Here is a 19635-nt window from a genome sequence, read left to right on the forward strand (position 1 = left end):
GGTTCGAAAACCGGGCGCAGTGCCGAGGTCGCATGGCATCACAATTCGTCACACACTGTTGAGTTCTCAAGAAACAGACGCCCGAACCACTCGTCCCGGAACCTTCGTTCCGATCGGCTGCGACCCGGCGTTGTCAGGTCTTGCTTTGTTTTTCTTTTTTGTCTTTCTCGCCTTGCTTCGCTTTAGATCTTAGCAGATCCTCTGCGGCTCTTCGCAATTCCGTGTCGTGGCGTTCATCCACAGCACCTGGTCGCGATCCGCTTCGGTCAGGAATTCGTTCCCATTTCCTCGGCGGCTTGGAGACTTTATCCGACTGCGCGGCCCGCGACCAAATCGCCACCTGGAGGGTCCTGACGCCGCTGTCGGGTGCCCGTGGGTCCGGGCACCTGACCTCTGTGTTCAGTACACCTAGCTCCCGGCTTCGGCTCCCCCCGCCATCCCGGTCCCCGCCTCCGACATCGGTTGCGGCGTCAGCCGCCTCAGGCCCTTGCGGTCGTAGTACTCCGTCATCGCGAAGCCGAAGATCAGCGCGAGCGCGGCCCCGATGGCGATCATGGCCCAGGCGCGGTTCAGGCCTGCGTCGGCGCGGGCGTCGAAGTACAGGATGGAGCGCACGCCGCCGCTGAGTTGGCGCGCGGGTTCGAACTCCCCGAGGAAGCGGTAGACGGTCGGTGCCGCCTGTAGTGGGACGGTCGCGCCGGAGGAGGGCAGGGCCAGGGCGATGAAGACGAACATCGACACCAGCTGGCCGACGCCGCCGAACGCCGCGTTGATGGCCTGGACGCCGAGGCCGACCGCCAGGCACGCGCAGTAGGAGAAGATCCACAGCAGCGGGATGTGCGAGGCGTCCATGCCGAGGATGGCGATGCAGGCCAGCATCACCGTCGAGGTGGTGAGCGCCGTGACGCCGGCGGTCATCAGCATCTTCAGCAGCAGGGTCTGGGTCCGGTCGATGGGGACCGTCGGGCGGCGGGTGTGCCAGGGGCCGAGCTCGCTGTCGGCGTAGCCGAGCGCGGTGTCCACGCCGGAGTTGATCAGGTTGCCTCCGACGAAGCCGGCCAGGATCAGCAGCAGGGTGTAGTAGAACGCGGTCAGGCCCAGGCCGCTGTGCCGGCCGATGGGGTGGCCCACCTGCGTGGTCACCGCCACCGGGTCGGCCAGCAGCAGGTGCGTGGTGGGGTCGGCGCCGGGCACCGCCGCGGTCAGCTGCTTGCCCAGGGCCAGCGACGCCTGGTGGGCCGCGGTCTGGTTGATCTGGGACGCCAGCGAGGAGCCCAGGCTGCCCAGCCCCGGATTGGTCAGGACCGTGATGGTCGGGCGCACCGTGGCCTGCGTCGTGGTGAGCGCCCCGACCGAGGCGGTGAAGTCCGGCGGGATCACCAGCGCCCCGTAGACCTTGCCCGAGGCCAGCAAGTCCTGCGCCTCGGCCGGGCTGACCCGCTTCCACTGCACCGCGCTCGACGGCGAGCCCGTGACCACCGCCTGCGCCACCTGCGTGCCCAGGTTCTGCGGCCGGCCGGGCGGCGGGGCGCCGGTGTCGGCGTTGACCAGGGCGATCGGCAGGTGGTGGAGGTTGCCGTTCGGGTCCAGGATGCCGCCCATGTAGAGCAGCGACAGGAACAGCGCGACCAGCGTGGCCAGGACGGAGGGGAACAGCCACAGTTTCGGACGGCGCACCAGCACGGTGGCGCGCGCGAGGCCGGAGGGCTTGGTCGGGGTCACGGTCGTCACCGTAATATGCCGCCGCAGGTAAACCCGGGTGGGACACGTGCGAAGGTAGATCGGCGAGACCCTCATGGCCGACGAATGGCCGACAAATGACCGACGAACCCGGGGCGTACCTCCGAACGGGCCCGCAGCGGTGGCCGGGTTATGGCGCCGAAGCAGAGGCTGACGCCATGGCAGCAGAGTCTGAGGCCTCCTCGCGGTTCGCCGACGTCGTGTTCACCGCCGGCGTGGTGCTGACGATGAATCCCGATCAGCCGCTGGCAGAGGCGGTCGCGGTGCGGGACGGCCGCGTCGTGGCGGTCGGCACCGGCGCCGAGATCGAACTGCTGACCGACCGCTCGACGCGGATCGTGGACCTGGGCGGCCGGTGCCTGATGCCCGGTTTCGTCGAGCCGCACGGCCACGTCACCGAGCAGGCGTTCGTGCTCGGGCCGACCGTCGACGACATCCGGCCCGTGACGATCCCCGCCGCAGACGACGTGGTGTCGGCCGTCAAGGCCGCGGTCACCAGGCGCGGCGGGGGCGGAACCTGCTGTTACGGCTGGGACCCGCTCCTGCAGAAGGGCCTCCCGGCCCCGAATCTGACCTGGCTGGACGCGGTGGCGCCGGACACACCCCTGGTGATCGTGCACAACTCCGGGCACCAGGCCTTCTTCAACAGCGCCGCGGCGACCTGGCTCGGGCTGTCGAAGGACACGCCGGATCCCGCCGGCGCACGCTTCGGCCGCGCCGCCGACGGCTCGCTCGACGGCACCGCGTACGAAGCCGGGGCCGTCGGGGCGTGCCTGCAGCCGTTCATGCCGGAGGGCGACGACTGGCCGGCCCTGCTGAACGCGCAGTACGCGCGGCTGAACCAGGCCGGGGTCACGATGTGCTCGGACATGGCCTTCGACGCACGGCTGCGACCGGCGCTGGCCGCCAGCAGCCCGACCGTCAGGGTGCGGATGTACGAGATGTCCGGGCCGAAGATGGGATCGGACATCACCCCGGACAACGGCGACGACCTCGTCAGACAGGTCGGCATCAAGACCTGGGCCGACGGGTCGCCCTGGATCGGGAACATCGCCACCTCCTTCCCTTACCTGACCAACGACACCACCCGGGCCCTGGGCCTGGAGCCGAACCACCGCGGCCGGGCCAACTACACGCCCGAGCAGCTGAAGGCGATCAGCCAGGCGTACTTCCCGGCCGGCTGGCAGCTGGCCTGCCATGTCCAGGGCGACGACGCCGTGGACATGGTCCTGGACGTCTGGGAGAAGCTGCTCGCCGCGCACCCGCGTGACGACCACCGGCTGCGCCTGGAACACGTCTGCACCATGCGCCCGGACCAGTTCGAGCGGGCCGCGGCGCTCGGCATCACCGCCTCGATCTTCGTCGACCAGCTGTACTACTGGGGCGACGTCCTGGTCGACGACCTGTTCGGACCCGAGCACGGCGCGCACTACGCGAACGCCGGCTCGGCCCTCAAAGCCGGTCTGCGGATCTCCTTCCACAACGACGCCCCGGTCACGCCGGTCGAGCCGCTGCGGAACATCACCGAGGCGGTGACGCGGCTGTCGAAGTCGGGCCGGGTCCTGGCGCCCGAGGAACGGATCACCGTCGACCAGGCTCTGCGGGCGCAGACCGTCGACGCCGCCTGGCACCTGTTCGCCGACGACATCACCGGCTCCATCGAGGTCGGGAAGTACGCCGACTTCGTTGTCCTGGACCAGGACCCGCACACCATCGAACCGGCGCACATCGCCGACATCCCCGTCGACGCCACCTGGCTGGCCGGACAGTGCGTCTACAACCGAAGCCGAAGCGCCCGGGGCGAAGCCCGCAGTTAGCCCACGGCAGTCCGTAGAGCCATCCTCACCCGTTCCCGGCCTCGGCCGGGGACGGGTTTTCTCATGGCCAGGTTCCATCCCGGACTGGCGACGGCTCCGCACCAGCGCTTTCTGAGGCCCCTGAGTTCCGGAACCACATTTCCTTGACTCTCCGGTTACGCCTCTGTAAACCGAATCCCATGGGAGAGCGCTCTCCAACGAGTCCCATAGCCACCCCACCCCTGGGAGAACCTCCATGACCGGAATCAGGCGGCGACCATCCGCCATCCTGGTGTTGATGATCGCCCTCGTGGCGAGCGTGATGCTCGTCAGCACCGCCCCGAAGGCCCATGCGGCCGGCACCCTGCTGTCGCAGGGGAAGCCGGCTACCGCGTCGTCGGTCGAGAACGCCGGTACGCCGGCCGCGGACGCGGTCGACGGCAATACCGGGACCCGCTGGTCCAGCGCCTTCAGCGATCCGCAGTGGCTGGAGGTGGACCTCGGTCAGGCCTCGACGATCAGTCAGGTCGTGATCCAGTGGGAGACCGCCTCGGCGAAGGCGTACCAGATCCAGACCTCGAACGACGGCAGCACCTGGACGTCGATCTACTCCACCACCACAGGGCCCGGCGGCACCGAGACCCTGAACATATCCGGGTCCGGACGGTACATCCGCATGTACGGGACGGCCCGGAACACCCAGTACGGCTACAGCATCTGGGAGTTCCAGGTCTACGGCACCGCGGGCACCGGCGGCGGCACCTGCAACAACAACGCGGCCCTGAACCACCCGGCCACCGCGTCCTCGGTCGAGAACGCCGGTAACCCGGCCTCCGCCGCGGTCGACGGCAACACCGCGACCCGCTGGTCCAGCGCCTTCAGCGACCCGCAGTGGCTCCAGGTGGACCTCGGCTCGACTCAGCAGATCTGCGGGATCCAGCTCCAGTGGGAGACCGCGTCCGGCAAGGCGTACCAGATCCAGACGTCGAACGACGGCACGACCTGGACGTCGATCTACTCCACGACCACGGGCCCCGGCGGGACCGAGAACCTGACGGTCAGCGGGTCCGGCCGTTACGTCCGCATGTACGGGACCGCGCGCAACACCCAGTACGGCTACTCGCTGTGGGAGTTCGAGGTCCTGACCGCCACGGTCGTCGGCGGTGACATGATCACCGTCACCAACCCGGGCAACCAGACCGGGGTCGTCAACACGGCCGTCAGCCTGCAGATGGGCGCCACCGACTCGGTGTCCGGCCAGACGCTGACCTACAGCGCGACCGGTCTGCCGGCCGGGCTGTCGATCAGTTCTTCGGGCCTGATCACCGGCACGCCGACCACCGCGGCCACCTCCAGCGTGACCGTGACCGCCAAGGACACCACGGGTGCCACCGGCTCGACCACCTTCGGGTGGACGGTCAACGCCGGCGGCGGCGGCACCGGTGCCCCGCCGGCGGCGTTCTGGGGCAACGTCTCGTCCATCCCGGCGGCGACGCACGTGATGGAGTTCATGATCCAGAACCAGACCAACGGCCAGTACCCCGACAGCCAGGTCTACTGGAGCTTCAACGGCCAGACCGAGTCCATCGCGCAGCAGCGGTACATCGACATGCCGGCGAACTCGGCCGGCCGCATGTACTTCTACCTCGGCACGCCGAACGGCCCCTACTACGACTTCATCGAGTTCACGGTGGGGACCACCTTCATCAACGTCGACACCACCCGGGTCGACCGGTTCGGCCTGAAGCTGGCGCTGCTGGTCCACGACCACAGCGGAAACGAGCAGGAAGTCGGCGAGAACTACGCCACCTTCCAGGAGAGCCGCACGGCGACGTTCAACCGGTTCCAGTCCTCGGTCCCGACCGAGTTCAAGGAACTGGCCACGGACAACGCCCCCTACGGCATCCCCTCGCCGGGCAACGACGCCGCGTTCCAGGCGGGCGGCGCGTACGCGAACTACTTCCAGGCGTACGCGGCGGCCAACGGTGACACGGCCGACAGCACCCCGCAGATCTTCGGCTGCGGCGGCACCCTGTCCGGCAACCCGCAGCTGTGCGCGGGCCTGAACCGGCACGTGGCCCAGCTCCCGACGGCGCAGCAGTCGATTCCGGCGAACTTCTACCAGGCCGGACCGGCGAACTACTACGCGCAGTTCTGGCACCAGAACGCCATCAACGGGATGCAGTACGGCTTCCCGTACGACGACGACGCGGGCCAGAGCTCGGACATCTCGGTGAACAACCCGCAGTACGCGGTCGTCGCCGTGGGCTGGTGAACTGTCGGGCAGAACGCTGATATCTCAGCGATCTGATGCGCGATGAGGCTGCGGCCGGCACCCCGCGAGGGGTCCGGCCGCAGCGGTATCGAGAGCCGAAAAGCCCCTAAAACCCACCACCCAACCGCACCCGCGCCCCCACACCGACCCACACACGAGTCAGGGGCGCCCGAATTCACTCGATGAGGCGTCGCCTCGGCACTCGAGCCGAATCGTGCGCCTGCGACATGCCACGATTGGAGCAATGCCGCTCCTCAGGGCTGACCTGGCGCGATGCTGAGCCTGCCGCTGACATCGCACTGGTTAGGCGGACCAGCTTTTGAGAGGAGAAACGTATGTACGCTTCTGTCAGGACGCGGTGGCACCTCCTGCGCGTGCTCGTCGTGACGGCCGGAATGCTGGTTCCGGCGGCCGGCACCGCCGAGGCCGTGAGCACGGACGGCTCAGTGCACATCCTGACCTTCGCCGACAAGTGCTTCGACATCGGTGGCGCAAGCACCAGCGACGGAGCACCGCTCCAGCAGCGGACCTGTGGCACCCAGTCCGACCAGCAGTTCAAGGTCGTCGACATCGGCGACGGCCAGGTTCAGATCGAGACGTTCGCGAACAAGTGCCTCGATGTCAGAGGGGCGGACTCCTCCAACGGGGTGCAGATCCAGCAGTGGGCCTGCGCGGGCGTCTACAACCAGAGGTTCCGGGTCACGCCGGTCGGGGGCGGCGAGGTCACGATCACGACCTTCGCGGACAAGTGCTTCGACGTGCGGGGCGCCGGCGAGACCGACGGCACCGCCATTCAGCAGTGGGCCTGCTACGGCGGATACAACCAGCGGTTCAGGATCTCCTAAGGCCGGATCGCCGCTCGGCGCGCTGGGTGGTCGGCTTCGCCCCGCCCGCCCAGTAGCCGCGAGGACCGACCGGTCCGGTTCTACCGGGCCAGCGCCGCCAGCGAGAGGAGCAGGTGCGCCGTCTCGGGATGTGCGAAGTCCGAATGGGCTCCCTGCGGAAGCCAGAAGCGGCCCCGCTTGAAGCGCGCGGAGGCGTTGATGTTGACGATGCGGTGCTTCAGCTCGTCCCGGGTGTAGTCCTCGGCGACCGGACGGAGACGGCGGACGACTACTACCTCGGCGGGGGCACGGGCTCCCACATGCCCGATGCCCGGCGAGAACTCCGCGATGCGGTGCCAGATGCCGGTCGCGTGGTCCGCTTTGGAGTACGTCAGCACGATGGGGCAGTTGATGGGCGCAGCGGTGAGGAGCCTGTTGAAGCCCTTGGCGAACACGTCCGGCGGTGATGCCATCTGGAGTATCAGGACGCTGTCCACCGTGAACGGGAAGTCCTTCTTCGTCCAATCCCAGGCAAGCGTCGGCGGGCGGACGAGCCCGGCCCCCGCTTCCTGGATGGCCTGGCACAGGAACCGGCCGCCGAAGGAGTGCCCGATCGCGTGCAGATACTGGCCCTGCGACGTGCGGAGCTTGGCGGGTCCACGGTATGGCTTGTGGCGTTCGGTGTTCAGGTAGCCCAGGAGTTGGGCGACGACTGCGGCCGCCGAGCCTTCCGTGCTCATCCGGTGTGCGCGGTTCCGGATCTTGCGGTAGCGGCCTTTGGACGGCCACCGGACCACGATGTTGTAGCTGCGATAGGGTCGGAGCTGCTGGTAGCGCTCCGGCGAGGCCGCATAGAGGTCGTTGATATCGCGCAGCAGCCGCTGAGCGCTCTGCTCCGCCGAGGTCTTGGACGTCATCCAGCCGTGGGCGAACACGTTGATGTCGGTGGTCCCCGCCGGTATCGCGATACGGCGCTTGAGGAATGCGGGCACGGCTGCTGGCTGCACCGCCTTGCCCTCCGCGTCGAGAAGGAGCCCTTTGCGGTTCAGATCCAGCGTCACCGTGGTCATCGGGAAGTCGTCCATGCCGATTCGGGCGCCGATTCGTGCGGCGCGATATGGGTGTCGATGCCCCGGAACAGCGATATGGCGATGCCGAGGGGGTTCTCGCACTTGTCCGCGAAGTGCCGGGCGAGGTCGCGGGTGACGTCGCCGACGCGTACCCCGCGTTCGAAGAACGCCTCGAAGAAGCGCGTCGCGTATTCGAGGGCGAACACGGGTGGCAGGTCGATCTGCGGCCCGATCAGACAGTTGATCCCGGAATCAAGAAGCGTCGCCCCGATCGACCCGTAGAACTGGGTGGCCAGTTGACCGCCCTGGCAGGCGTTGGCGAACACGATCGGGCCGGGCTTGAACTTCCGGCCCCCCAGCCAGACCAGTACGTCGGCGGTGCGTATCGGATCGTCATCGCTCAGGACGAGTTGGGCCGGCGTCAAAGCGGAGTCCGCGTCCTGCGTCGTTCCGCTCACCTTCATGTGGCACCCGAAGTACATGATCTGTTCGGTCTGGCATCCGGGGCCGAGCGAGGCGGCCATCTTGGGCCGGGTCTCGCGGATCTCGACATCGGAGTGCCGTTGGAAGAACTCGATCATCGGTGCGACGCACGGGTAGTTCTTGTAGGGCGGTAGCCTCGCGAATTCGGTGTCCAGTCGCGGGTCGACGTTCATGCCCGTCCTGAGTCGGCCCTCCGCCGGATGGATCCGGCTGTCATGACCGTTGGCCCGGCCCAGGCACTGCTCCACCCAGTGGCTGTAGCCCCAGAAGCCGGACGTGACCCACTGGGCGTCGGGTGCCTCCAGGCTCGGCGAATCCGCTTGGGGCGTGTAGAGCATCGACCACGGCACGTGGAGATGCTCGGAGTGAATCGTGATGATCTGCGCGTCGCGGTTCAAAGCTTCGCCCAGCTGCTGTCCGATCTCCTGGAGCCCCTCATCTCCGAGTTCGAACAGCATCTTGTAAAGAGTCGACCCTTCGCGGGCGAGGCGTTGGCCGACATCGCTCCAGCGGGTCGGATGGGTGGCGCTTCCACTCAGATCCCATTGCTGGGCATAGGGGAACTCCAGGCCCGGCGTCGCTTCGTACCGTTCGATGACCTGGTCCTGCCAGGCGTCCCGCAGGGTTTGTATGGCCCCCCTGATCTCCTTCGGCTTGGCGGTGAGCCAGCCTTGGAAGCCGCCTCCGCCGTCGTCGGGGAACGCGGTTCCGAACGCCCGCAGGCTGATTCTCTTGCCGTACTCCTCGAAGAGCAGGTTGATCGTCCGATTCCGGACCTGCGGATACCGCGGGGGCGGCTCGGCGTCGAAGACGGCGCGGACAGGGCTGATCATCGGTTCAGCGTCACCTCTTCGTCGATGGCGACGTCCAGTTCTGTCGCGCATTCCTTGAGCGGGATGCCGACTGACTCGTCAAGCACCACGATCCTGATTTCCACCTGGCCCGCGCGTTCCGGGCGGATGTCGAAGTCGGTCGAGACGGGGGCGCCGGCCCTGTCCAACCGCAGCCTGCGGGTCGCCGGCCGGACCTCGAATTCCTCGGCGGACAGCATGAGCCGCACCTCGAGCGTGGCGGCGGCCTCCGCGTCGCCCGGCGCCGGTGCCCAGCGGGCGGTGACCCCGATCGTCTCCACTTCGCCGACCACCGGGGATTCGGTGGTGGTGAGCCGATCCACCTCGATGGTGATCCCGGGTGCCGGCGCCGGATCGGAATCGGAGCCGGAATCGGAATCGGAACCGCTGGAGGCCGGGACCGTGACGGCCGGCGGCGGCAGCTCCGCCACCGGCCGGGTAAGACGGTCCAGCTTGCTGCGAAGCCCTGGTTCGAGGTATGCCGTGGCCTGGGCGCACCGGATGGCCAGGGTCGTGGCGTGGACGCTGCCCGAGGCCAGGCACGCCGCGACGATCGCGTTCACGTTGGCGCGCTGCGCGTACAACCAGGTGGTCTCGCCCCACCACCGGTCGTCGATCGACTCGCTGATCACCTCGGACTGTCCGCTGCGCTCGATATGGACCGATGCCAGGTAATCCTGGAAGGCCCGGTGGACGAACCCCAGTTCCCCGGTACGAGAAGACGCGATCAGGATGCCGCCGGACACCGCGACTCTCAAGACGTCTTCGGGGCTCGGCGCGGCGGGAGCGGCCAAGCTCTCCAGTGCCTGAAGGATCTCGGTGAGTCCGAGGAGGCTCTTGCGTCTGATCTGCATCGCGTAGGCCAGGTCGCGGAGCGGCGTCTCGATGTGCTCGCCGGTCCACGGCTGGTGCACCCCCTTCTCCTCCTGCCGCCGCCACAGCAGGGCCTTGCAGAGCTCGTCGTAGACCTCGGCCCGGCCTTCGGGAAGCGGCGAGGCGTAACGGTGGACGTTGGCGATGCAGGCCAGCGCCAGCGGGCTTTGCGCCAGGCTGGCCAATCCGGGCTCGACGCGCACGCAGGACCACAGCTCGGCGGCGGCGGTGAAGGCATGGCCGTGAGGACGGATGGTGAAGGGCTCGTACCGGTCGAGCGCGCGGTACCACCTGTACAGGAAGTCACGGGCGTGAGCCTGCTCGAACGGTTCGGGGCGGAGCAGGGTGCCCCGCGCGGCCAGCGACCGGTGGAAATCGCGGTCCGGTCTGGAGGTGATGATGAAGTCGCAGAGGGGATGCCGGTCGATCTGGTGCTCGATCCACCGGGCCACGGCGTGCCGGGCGTCGGGATCGATCACCTCGTCGAGCCCGTCGAGCATGACGACGCACCGGTCCCGCTCGAGTGCTCCGCCGAGGAATTCGAACGCTGACGAATCGTCGAATTGAGAGCTCAGTATCTCGACAAGACCACTTTCCGGCATGGCCTTGATAAGACCGGCGTGATCGCGGAGATTGAGCAGTATCGGAAGTCTGGTTTTCTCCTCGCTCTCGTCGGCCTCGGAGAGAAGCCGGCCGGCAGTGTGCCGCACAAGTGTGGTCTTACCGCTGCCGGGAGCACCGGTGATGGCAAGAACCACGCGATCGCTACAGTCAAGGTGGGCACGCAGAGTCTGGAATTCCAGCGGCATGACCGGCGAGAGCTCATCGCGCTCCGGGTCGAAGGCCATCGCCCGCAAAGGCACGTCGACGAAGACGTCTTCGACTCGGGGCGCCTCCGCGCGCGTCGCCAGGCCTTGGAGGTCGACCCGCAGCTCACGGCGCATGAGCGCGGACCACTGCGCGTACCCGGATTCGTCGACCGCGGGACCGCGGCGTCCGATGCCCAGCCCCCTGCGCTGCAAGAGGAAGGCGAAGGGGATGGTGGTGAAGAACGCGGCCGCCCCGGCCGAGACCAGGGTCAGCGAAGCCACGCCGAGGTCGGTGAACCCGGCGGTGAAGGCGACCACGACGGTACCCAGAGCCGTCCCGATGCCGACCGGCTTCAGCCTCTCCTCGGCGACGGCAGCCCGGCGGCGATGAACGCGAGCCATGGTCCCCCTCTTGGGCCGGCCTACCTGATCTACTCAGTGCTCTGCGGCCGGATACATCCGGACGACATTTTCAGAGTACTGCGATAAGGCCGCGACGGAGCCGGATCGGGGTTACCCCTGATTCGACACTCGGCATCATGAGGCATCACGGAGATTGAATGGCATCATCGGGATTTGTCGAGACCGAAACGCCTTTACTCCGACGCCATCCGCCGGGCGAAGCGCTCCCTCACACTGGCTTCGAAAACAGGGTTCTGCGGCCTGGCCGGGTCGTTGAGCAGCGCCTCGACGTACGCCGGGTCGGCCACGTCGATGGCGAGGATGAGTTCGCGGTCCAGGTCGGAGCCGAGGGCTTGCTCGATGGCGAAGGTCGGCGTCTTGAGCTCGGCCATCGCGTTGTCCGGGTCCAGGAGCCAGTGCATGCGGGGGAAGGCTTCCTCGGTGAGGCGCCCGGCGAGGGCGGTGCCGGCTGGTTCGAGGCCGGCGGGCAGGCCCAGGGCCCAGCGGCGTTTGAAGGTGTAGGGGGGTCGTTCGTCCGGGCGGAAGGACCACTCGTCCGGCGGCATGAGGTGGGTGTCGAGGAAGATGCTTTCCTTGCCCGGTTCCGTCGGGCCTCCGCCGCCCTGGTACAGCCGGCGGCAGAAGTCCCAGTAGGCCAGAGGGAGCAGGGCGTAGCCGACCTCGAAGCAGAGCCAACTGGGGTCGGTGGCGTGAGTGTCGAAGTACAGGAGCGTGTGCGAGTACCGGCCCTCCAGGCGGAAGTAGCGTCCCTTGCGGGACAGGCCTGCCTGCTTCGCCGCGGGGGCTACGTACTTCCTGATGATGACATCGATTGGTCCGGCCACCATCAAGCTCCGTTCCGTGGGCGCCTGGCGCCGACACTGTGTCGGCGCCAGGCATCGTATTGGCCGATGCCCACACCCTTGCGGGTCGCGCGTCGGGGACCGTCCGCTATGTGGTCGCCAGCGTGAAGTCGAGCTCGGAGACGCCGCCTGTGCGGATGGTCACCTCCTTCGTTTGCGAGGCGTATCCGGTGCTGGAGGCGACCACCTTCAGTGGCTCGTTCCGGCCGGGCAGCCACAGCGAGTACGCGCCGTGGGCGTCGGTGGTGACCGTGTACGTCGGGCACGTGCACGTGCCGGACGTCGCGTCGCGTGCCGGGCACAGCTGCACCGTCGCGCCGGGAATCGGCTTGGCGGGGCTGCCTGTCGTGCCCGCCGTGCCCGTCGTGGCGGCCGAGGTCACCGTGCCCTTGACCTCGCCCCAGGACCACGGTGCGGCCACGTGCAGGTTCACCGGCAGCGCATTGGTGACGTCGGGCGTGTCGGTGGTGAACGTCAGCGCTCCGGCGTACCTGCCCGGCGCCGTGAGCTGCGAGGCGTCGACCGTCACCCGGACGCGGACGCTCTGGCCCGGTGCCAGCTCCAGGGAGCCGCGGTTCTGCTGGGTGGTGAGCCAGGGGACCGTGTCGCCGCCGCACTGGTCGAAGCCGGGCAGGACCTGTGCCACGGTGTTGCCCGAGGGGAAGGCCAGGCCGTTCGCGATCGAGCCGCCGACCTGGTACATCCCGCAGCTCGCGCCGCCGCTGCGGAACGTCGGGTAGACCGCGTTCGGCAGCGCGCTCCACACGTTGTTGACCGGGTCGTACTGTTCGGCCTGGTTGGTGCCGTCGGCGTCGGTGATGCCGCCGACGATCTGCAACTGGCCGTTGGCGCCGCTGGAGGACATGCCCCAGTCGGGATAGGGGATGTCAGCAGCCTGCGTCCAGGTGTCGGTCTTCGGGTGGAAGAGGTACGTCGAGGCCAGGCCCACGGTGTGGCCGCCGGAGTCGTGCGTGTCGCCGCCCGCGCAGATCACCTCCGCGGCGATGCCGGCGCAGGCGCCCCACTGCACGGACACCGGGTAGTCGGCCAGCTTCGTCCAGCTGTTGGCGTTCGGCGAGTAGCGGTAGACCGCCGAGGAGAGGCTTTCGCAGTTGTCGGTGGCGCAGCCGCCGATCACGTACAGGCTGCCGTCGAGCACCGCGACGGTGGCTGAAGCAGTGCCCTGCGGCAGGTCCGCGACCTGCGTCCAGGAGTCGCCGGCCGGATGGTAGGCGTAGACGGTGGACTGGATCTTGCTGGTGCCGTTCCAGCCGCCGACCACGTACATCGTGCCGTTCAGGAACGCCGCCGCGGGCGACTCCAGCGCCTGGGGCAGCGGCGCGATGGCGGTCCACGACGCGGCGACCGGGTCGTACACGAAGCCGTCGGTGCGGGCCACGCCGCCGATGATCTGGCTCACCCCGCCGACGGAGTAGGCCCGGCCCTGGTAGTACCCGACCGCGTTGTCCATGATCGGCTCGGGGTAGTCGGCGACGGCCTGCCAGCCTCCGGCATCCGGCACCGGGGCGATCGCCGGAGTCGGAGTCGAAGCCGACGGTTTTGAATCAGTGCCCTCAGGTTGTGAATCAGTGCCCACAGCGCGGACTGCCGGACCGGTCGGGTAGTCGCCCGGCACCCTCTTCAGCGGCACCGGACCCGTGGAGTCCTGAGCCGAGGCGCCGGCGTTCGAAACCGGTGCGGTCGAGCCGGCGCTCTGCTCGCCGAGAGTGACGTGCAGCGGGGCCCGTCCGGTGTTGGTCAGGGTGATGTCCCGCTGCGTCTTCTTGCCGAGTTCCTCGCCGACCGAGAGCGACGACGGACCCACCGAGAGCCGCCCGGCCTGCAAGGTGACATCGTGCTCGACGACCGAGTCCGCGACGGTCGCAGCCGACGTGGTCAGCGTGGCGTACCGGTTGGCCGCAGTGGTGTAGGTGTGCCGCCCGGCCCCCTGGCTGAACAGCCAGTAGAAGCCGTCGGCGGTCGCGGTGTCGTCCGGAGTCGGGTGACTGGTCGCGGTGGTGGCCGCGCTCGCCGTGTCCGTGGTCACCGCGCCGTTGAGAGGCTGGCGCGTGTTGCCGTCGGTGACGTGGCCCTCGACGATGCCGCCGGGCACGGTACGGCAGGTGCCGACGTAGACGTTGTCGATCTCCCACAGCGAAGAGCCCGCACCGCTGTAGTGGAACCGCACCTGGACGCCCGCGTGACCGGCCAGACCGGTCAGCGGTACGTCGACCGGGCCCTGGACGACGTTGCCGTTCGCGTTCCAGATCTGGTGCCAGGTCTTGCCGCCGTCGCCGCTCCCGTCGATCTCGGCCTCGGTGCCCGCGGCCGGCAGGTATGCGGTGAGGAACTTCAAGTCCGCGTTGGGCTGACCGGACAGGTCCATGACCGGCGAGACGAAGTCGGTGTCCTCGGCCGCGCCGTTGTGGTCGTAGGGGTCTGCGACGCCGAAGTTGCCCGAGCCCGTGGTGAGGTTCCACATGGTGTTCGGGTCGTCGAACTCCCACGTGCCGGCCGCGCCGCTGTTGTCGGTGACGGTCCAGCCGCCCTTGCCGGTGGTCCCGCTCCAGCCTTCGAAATCCGCCTGGGCCGGGTACCCGTAGCCGGGGGCCGTGCAGAGATTCTGATCGGCTCCCACCGCGAGGTCCTGGGTCACGGCGGCGGTGCCGACCGTGACGGACTCGACGGCCGTGCCATAGCCGGGATAGATCGGCGTCACGTGCAGGGTGTACGTCGCGTCCTCGGGCAGGCTCACCGAGTACGCGCCTGTCTTCGGGTTCGAATAGATCGCGCCGTACGGATAGCCGTCGATGGTGATCTTCGAGTACAGGCCCCACTTGTGGCCGGTCGAGTCGAGCACCTTGCCCGAGACGGTCTTGGCCGGGATGACGGACAGGGTGAGGTTGATCGTCGTGGTCTGATTCGCGGTGATCTGCACAGCGGCCTGCGTCACGGGCTTGAAGCCGTACGCCGATGCGGTCGCGGTATAGGTGCCAGGCGCCACTTCGACCGTGTACTTGCCTTGCGCGTCAGTCGTCGCATGGAAGGTCAGGCCTTGCGATGCGTCGGTGAACACGACACCGGCGTTCGCCACTGCGCTGCCGGCCGAGGAGGTGAGCGTGCCGGTCGCGGTGCCGAAGCTGCCCAGGGTCAGCGCGGTGATGCCGTTCGGCGTGCCCAAGCCGGTCGGGCCGTCCCAGCCGGGACCGGCGGTGCACAGGACGTTGCCGCAGGTGCCGTCAGAGCCCTGGGTCACGTCGTAGAGGTGGTTGCCGCCGAAGGCGTACGGATAGGTCACCGGGTACGTCCCGGCGGCCGGAGCGCCGGCCAGGGCATACATCGCGGTGATCAGCGGTGCGGACAGGCTGGTGCCGCCGACCTGCACCCACCCCGGCTGGCCGAGCGTGTCGTAAACCGCCAGGCCGGTCTTCGGGTCGGCGTCCGCGGAGAGGTCCGCGGTGGCCCGCTTGGCGCAGGCCGTGGCCAGGCCGGTCTGGTACACCGGCTGCGGCTCGTACGCCGAGCAGCCGGACCCGCCGGAGGCCCAGGCGGTCTCGGTCCAGCCGCGCGCCGTCGACGGATCGGCGGTCAGGGTGGTGCCGCCCACCCCGACCACGTCCGGGTCGGACGCCGGCCAGTTGACCACGTTCCCGGTGTCGCCGGAACTGGCCACGATCGCCACACCGGGGTGGTCGTAGTCGGTGTCGGCCTGTTCGCCGGCGAACTCGTTGGGGATGCCGTAGGAGTTCGAGACGTACTTCGCGCCCAGGCTCACCGCGGTCTTCTCGGCGGCGCCCAAGTCGTCAGTGGAGTTGCTGGTCGCCTCGACAAGCAGGATGTGGCACTGCGGGCACGCCGAGGACACCGCGTCCACATCGAGCGAGGTCTCCTCGGCCCAGCCCTTGTCGTCGGCCGGGTAGTCGGCGCCGCCGGTCTGGTCGGTCTTGCGCAAACACCCGTTGGCGGAGGTGCAGGCGGGCAGACCGTAGTGCTGGCGGTAGACGGCCAGATCGGACTCCACGGTGGAGGCGCCGAAGGCGTCGACGATCGCCACGGTCTGGCCCTGGCCGCCGTCCGGCAGGTTGTACGCGGCCTTGATCTGGGCCGGACCGAGCGCGGTGGCCGGCGGTCCGTCGGTACCGGCGATCAGGCTGCGGGTCTGGGTCGTGGCTTCGAGGGCGAAGCAGGTCGCGCGGCCGGGGGTCGGGTCGGGCACGTTGCACGACGCCGGGCTGTAGTCCGGCTGGCCCGCGGCGAGCTTGGCCAGGCGGGGGTCGCTCTGGGCCTCAGCTGTGGGCGGCTTGGGCGTTATAGGCGCAATTGGCGTTGTGGACGTCACAGGGCTCTGCGACGTGGCGGCGATCGTCGTACTCGATGAGGTAGCGATGCCGAGTGAGTTCGTAGCCGCCGACGCCGGGCCGGCGCAGCAGAGGCTGAAGCCGAGCAAGCCGGCTGTCAGTCCGAGAAAGGGCGCGCGCCGGCGCCCGGAAAAGTGCATCGGGCAGTTGCCTTTCGAGGGGAGTTCAGGCGTCCCTGGCGAGTATGCGGGGTGAACGCGTGACACTCGATTGGGCAGATGCCCTAAAGAAAAGAACGCTTTAGTCCTGAGGCCTGTCCGCCGTAGCTGCGAACCGCATCTGCGTCACGATCACGGCCAGCGCGGTGCGCGTCGTCACGCCGTATTTGCGCATTGAGGAGTTGAGCTGGGCGGCGACGGTCTTGGGGGAACGGGACAGCGCGATCGCGATCTCGCGGTTCGTCAGACCGCTGAGCAGCAGCTCGACGACTTCCAGTTCGCGGGGTGAGAGGTGGTTGCCGTAGCCGCGGCGTCCGGCCCGGCGGCGGCCGGCCTTCTCGCCGCCGTGCTCCTTCAGCGTGGTGGCGACACGATCGGCGTCCTTCTTCGCGCCGAGTGCGGCCAGCCCTTGCGCGACCTCGGTCCACTGGGACAGCGCGGCTTCGCGCTCGCCGGCCTTCTCCAGGGACCGGGCCTTCTGCTCACGGGCCAGCAGCGCGTAGTACGGCCGCGGCAGCGCCTGCCATGCGGCGACGGCGACATCCCATGCGGCGACGGCCTCGGCATGGTCGTTGTGCGCTTGGGCGATCAGGGCACGGCAGGTCTCCAATGCCGCACGGGTCGACGGGATCTCCCGGTCGCCGAAGCCCCGGGCGAACGCGGCCGCCAGCTCCCCGGCCTCGCCGACGCGTTCGGCCGCGATCAACGCCGCCACGCGCACCGGTACGGTCTCCGTGGCCCACAACCACATCTCCTTGCCCATGACCACTTGGACGGCGTCGTCGGTGAGCGACAGAGCCTCCTGGACATCGCCGGCGGCCAGGCGGATCCGGGCGAGCGCTCCGGTCGATTCCATCGACATGTCGGCGATGCCGCGCCGGGCGGAGTCCTCCCGGACCGAGCGCACCACGTCCTCGGCCGCCGGGTCGCCGCCTGTGGCCGCGCCCAGCAGTCCGAGGACCAGTCGGCTGTCGAGCTGCATGATGGGTTCGTCGTCGAGCCGCACCCAGTGGCCCGCGCGGTCTGCCAGACCGCTCCACGCGCCGGTGAACCAATCCAGGTGCGCGTTCGTCACCGCCGCCATGTCGCGCAGCCGCACGTAGTGGTGGCGTCGCGAGACGTCTCCGGCGATCGCCAGCCGCCGCCGAGCGTCCTGGTAGTGGCCCCACTGCATCGCGCCGTCGCCGGTGTTCAGCGAGAGCCGTGCCAGGTTCAGCGCGTCCTGGGGCGTGTCCTCCCGGGCGGGGAAGCCCGCGGCCAGGTCCCAGCCGGACGGATCGCCGAGGTCGAGCAGAGAGGTGATCCGGTCGATCGCCAGCGCGAGCCGTTCGGCCTCCGGCAGCCAGGACTCGGCGACCGCCGCGGCCCGGTCGATCCAGCGCCGGTGCTCGGCGGCGGGCCACAGCGAGCCGACCGGGCCGCCGAGGGTGGCCATCGCCCGGGCCACCTCGGACGGGCTGTCCGCCAGGTCCGGGATCGCGCGCTGGAGCTGGTCGACGCCGTCCGCGTGCTCGCCGACGTGGAGCAGTATCCTGCCGAGCTGCGCGCGGATGCGGCCCCGGTCGGCCTGCTGGATCCGCTCGTCGTCCAGCACGAATCGCAGGGTACTGACGACATCGGCGCCGCGCAGATAGCCGGTGATCAGGAACAGCGGGATCTTCTGCGCGACGCGTGCGACGTCGGTCGGGGGCAGACCGCCTTCGGTGAGCAGTTCGTGCAGCAGCGGAAGCGCGGTCGGGTGATCGCCGGCGGCCAGCGCGAGATCGACGACCTGCTCGGCGTACCGGCACCACTGGGTCATCTCGTTCGCGGCCCGGTAGTGGTAGGCCAGCCGCGCGACGGGTAGCGGGTGTTTGTCTTCGAGCACTGCCGCCGCCCGCCGGTGCGCCGCCCGGCGATCCGGGCCGGCGGCACGGTGATAGACGGCGCGGGCCGCCAGGACGTGCCGGAAGGCCAGGCGTCCTGCCTCGTCCTCCGCGATCAGGCCGCTGCGAACGGCCTCGCGCAGCGCGGGCCCGACCTCGTGCGGGGCCAGGCCGCTGACATGGGCCAACACCGGCTCGAACTCGGCGTCCACGAGCACGGCTGAGGCCAGCAGCATCTGCTGTGCCCCGGCGTCGAGCCGGCCGACGCGATCGGTGACCGCGTCCCGGATCGAGGGCGGCACGTCGATCTCGTCGAGGGTGCTCCGGATCCACTCGCCGTCCCGGCGGACCAGGTCGGAGCGGGCGTGCAGCAGGCGTACCGACTCCTCGAGCGCCAGCGGCACGCCTTCGGTGCGCGAGTGCAGCAGCTCGGCGAAGGCCGGGGAGACCAGCTCGTCGTCCAGCATCGAGGAGACCAGCTGCGCGACTTCGAGCGGCTCCAGCCCGCCGAGCGTGACGCGGACGCTCCCGTGGCCGCGGGCCGACAGGCGCGGCACCAGGGAGTCGGCGGGGAGGTCCTCGGCCCGGTAGGTCAGCAGGAGGCTGACCCGCTGGGCGGGGCGGGTGACGAGGAAGAGCAGAAAATCCATGGTGGCCTCGTCGGCCCAGTGCACGTCCTCGACCACGAGCACGCCCACCCCGAGCCGGTCCAGCAGTTCGGCCAGCGCGCGGATCACACGGTGCCGCGCCGCCCCCGGATCGCTCAGCGGCTCGGGCGCGAGCGGCAGTGTGTCGGCCCACTCGGGGAACAACGGACGCAGGGCGCCGGCCAGCGCGCTGAGTCCCAGGCCGGAGACCTCGGAGCAGCGTTGCCGCGCGGCGTCGACGATCGGTCCGAGGGTGAGCGGCTCGCGGAAGGGCGGGCAGACGGCGACCAGGGGCTCGGTGGTCGGCGCGGCGGTCTGCGCGGCGCTCGGTGCGGCGGTCTGCGCGGCGCTCGGTGCGGCGGTCTGCGCGGCGCTCGGTGCGGCGGTCTGCGCGGCGCTCGGTGCGGCGGTCTGCGCGGCGCTCAGGTCGGTCGCGGCGGCGCTGTGCGTCCGGTACGTCCGGAGGGTGGCCAGCGCTTCGCGGACCAGCCGGCTCTTGCCGATGCCGGCCTCACCTTCGACGAGGACCAGTGCGGGCGGGGCGATCAGGGCACGGACGACCCGGGTCAGCTCGGCGTCGCGTCCGACGAAGCGCGGCGTGCCGATCTGGTTCACGGGGCC

12 protein-coding genes are annotated in these 19635 nt (G+C 69.3%); 5 read left to right on the plus strand and 7 right to left on the minus strand.

Translation table 11 applies throughout. The features are described from left to right. The coding region (locus tag ABIA35_RS37125; RefSeq protein ID WP_370361036.1) for a hypothetical protein at positions 1-193 on the plus strand (193 nt) is incomplete at its 5' end. 215 nt (positions 194-408) lie between these two features. On the opposite strand, the gene ABIA35_RS37130 is transcribed toward ABIA35_RS37125, so the two are convergent. Further along, on the minus strand, positions 409-1722 hold the full coding sequence (locus ABIA35_RS37130; RefSeq protein ID WP_370361037.1) for a DUF3533 domain-containing protein: 1314 nt from the start codon (positions 1720-1722) through the stop codon (positions 409-411). A gap of 176 nt (positions 1723-1898) precedes the next feature. Here ABIA35_RS37130 and ABIA35_RS37135 point away from each other — a divergent pair, with 176 nt between their 5' ends. From ABIA35_RS37135 to ABIA35_RS37145, 3 genes are all read left to right on the plus strand, one after another. Beyond that, on the plus strand, positions 1899-3557 hold the full coding sequence (locus ABIA35_RS37135; protein WP_370361038.1) for an amidohydrolase: 1659 nt from the start codon (positions 1899-1901) through the stop codon (positions 3555-3557). Between the two features lie 277 nt (positions 3558-3834). Continuing rightward, complete coding sequence (locus tag ABIA35_RS37140) at positions 3835-5811, plus strand: discoidin domain-containing protein (RefSeq protein ID WP_370361039.1); 1977 nt, start codon at positions 3835-3837, stop codon at positions 5809-5811. A 335-nt stretch (positions 5812-6146) separates the two neighbouring features. Beyond that, positions 6147-6656 (plus strand): RICIN domain-containing protein, encoded by a 510-nt coding sequence (locus ABIA35_RS37145; RefSeq protein ID WP_370344591.1) that lies wholly within the window; start codon positions 6147-6149, stop codon positions 6654-6656. An 80-nt stretch (positions 6657-6736) separates the two neighbouring features. Here ABIA35_RS37145 and ABIA35_RS37150 read toward each other — a convergent pair whose 3' ends face one another. Genes ABIA35_RS37150 through ABIA35_RS37160 form a run of 3 tightly spaced genes read right to left on the minus strand, consistent with a single transcriptional unit; the run spans position 6737 to position 10856 of the window. Next, positions 6737-7720 (minus strand): hypothetical protein, encoded by a 984-nt coding sequence (locus tag ABIA35_RS37150; protein WP_370361040.1) that lies wholly within the window; start codon positions 7718-7720, stop codon positions 6737-6739. Next, positions 7702-9021, minus strand: coding sequence for a hypothetical protein (locus ABIA35_RS37155; protein ID WP_370361041.1), 1320 nt, complete (start codon positions 9019-9021; stop codon positions 7702-7704). The genes ABIA35_RS37150 and ABIA35_RS37155 overlap by 19 nt, the downstream gene beginning before the upstream one ends. Then, a complete protein-coding gene (locus tag ABIA35_RS37160) occupies positions 9018-10856 on the minus strand; it encodes an NACHT domain-containing NTPase (RefSeq protein ID WP_370361042.1) in 1839 nt (612 codons plus the stop codon). Before ABIA35_RS37160 ends, ABIA35_RS37155 begins: the two co-directional genes overlap by 4 nt. Positions 10857-10950: 94 nt before the next feature. Between ABIA35_RS37160 and ABIA35_RS37165 the strand changes: the two genes are divergently transcribed. Continuing rightward, on the plus strand, positions 10951-11112 hold the full coding sequence (locus ABIA35_RS37165) for a hypothetical protein (protein ID WP_370344595.1): 162 nt from the start codon (positions 10951-10953) through the stop codon (positions 11110-11112). A gap of 205 nt (positions 11113-11317) precedes the next feature. On the opposite strand, the gene ABIA35_RS37170 is transcribed toward ABIA35_RS37165, so the two are convergent. The 3 genes from ABIA35_RS37170 to ABIA35_RS37180 all read right to left on the minus strand — a co-directional run bounded on the left by ABIA35_RS37170 (position 11318) and on the right by ABIA35_RS37180 (position 19629). Further along, a complete protein-coding gene (locus tag ABIA35_RS37170; protein ID WP_370361043.1) occupies positions 11318-11971 on the minus strand; it encodes a hypothetical protein in 654 nt (217 codons plus the stop codon). Between the two features lie 103 nt (positions 11972-12074). Beyond that, a complete protein-coding gene (locus ABIA35_RS37175) occupies positions 12075-16325 on the minus strand; it encodes a carboxypeptidase regulatory-like domain-containing protein (RefSeq protein ID WP_370361044.1) in 4251 nt (1416 codons plus the stop codon). Between the two features lie 259 nt (positions 16326-16584). After that, the gene (locus ABIA35_RS37180) at positions 16585-19629 is read right to left on the minus strand and encodes an AAA family ATPase (RefSeq protein ID WP_370361045.1); all 3045 of its coding nucleotides are present in this window, start codon (positions 19627-19629) and stop codon (positions 16585-16587) included. Between the last annotated feature and the right edge of the window lie 6 nt (positions 19630-19635).

The organism is Catenulispora sp. MAP12-49 (assembly GCF_041262705.1).
Taxonomy (GTDB): domain Bacteria; phylum Actinomycetota; class Actinomycetes; order Streptomycetales; family Catenulisporaceae; genus Catenulispora.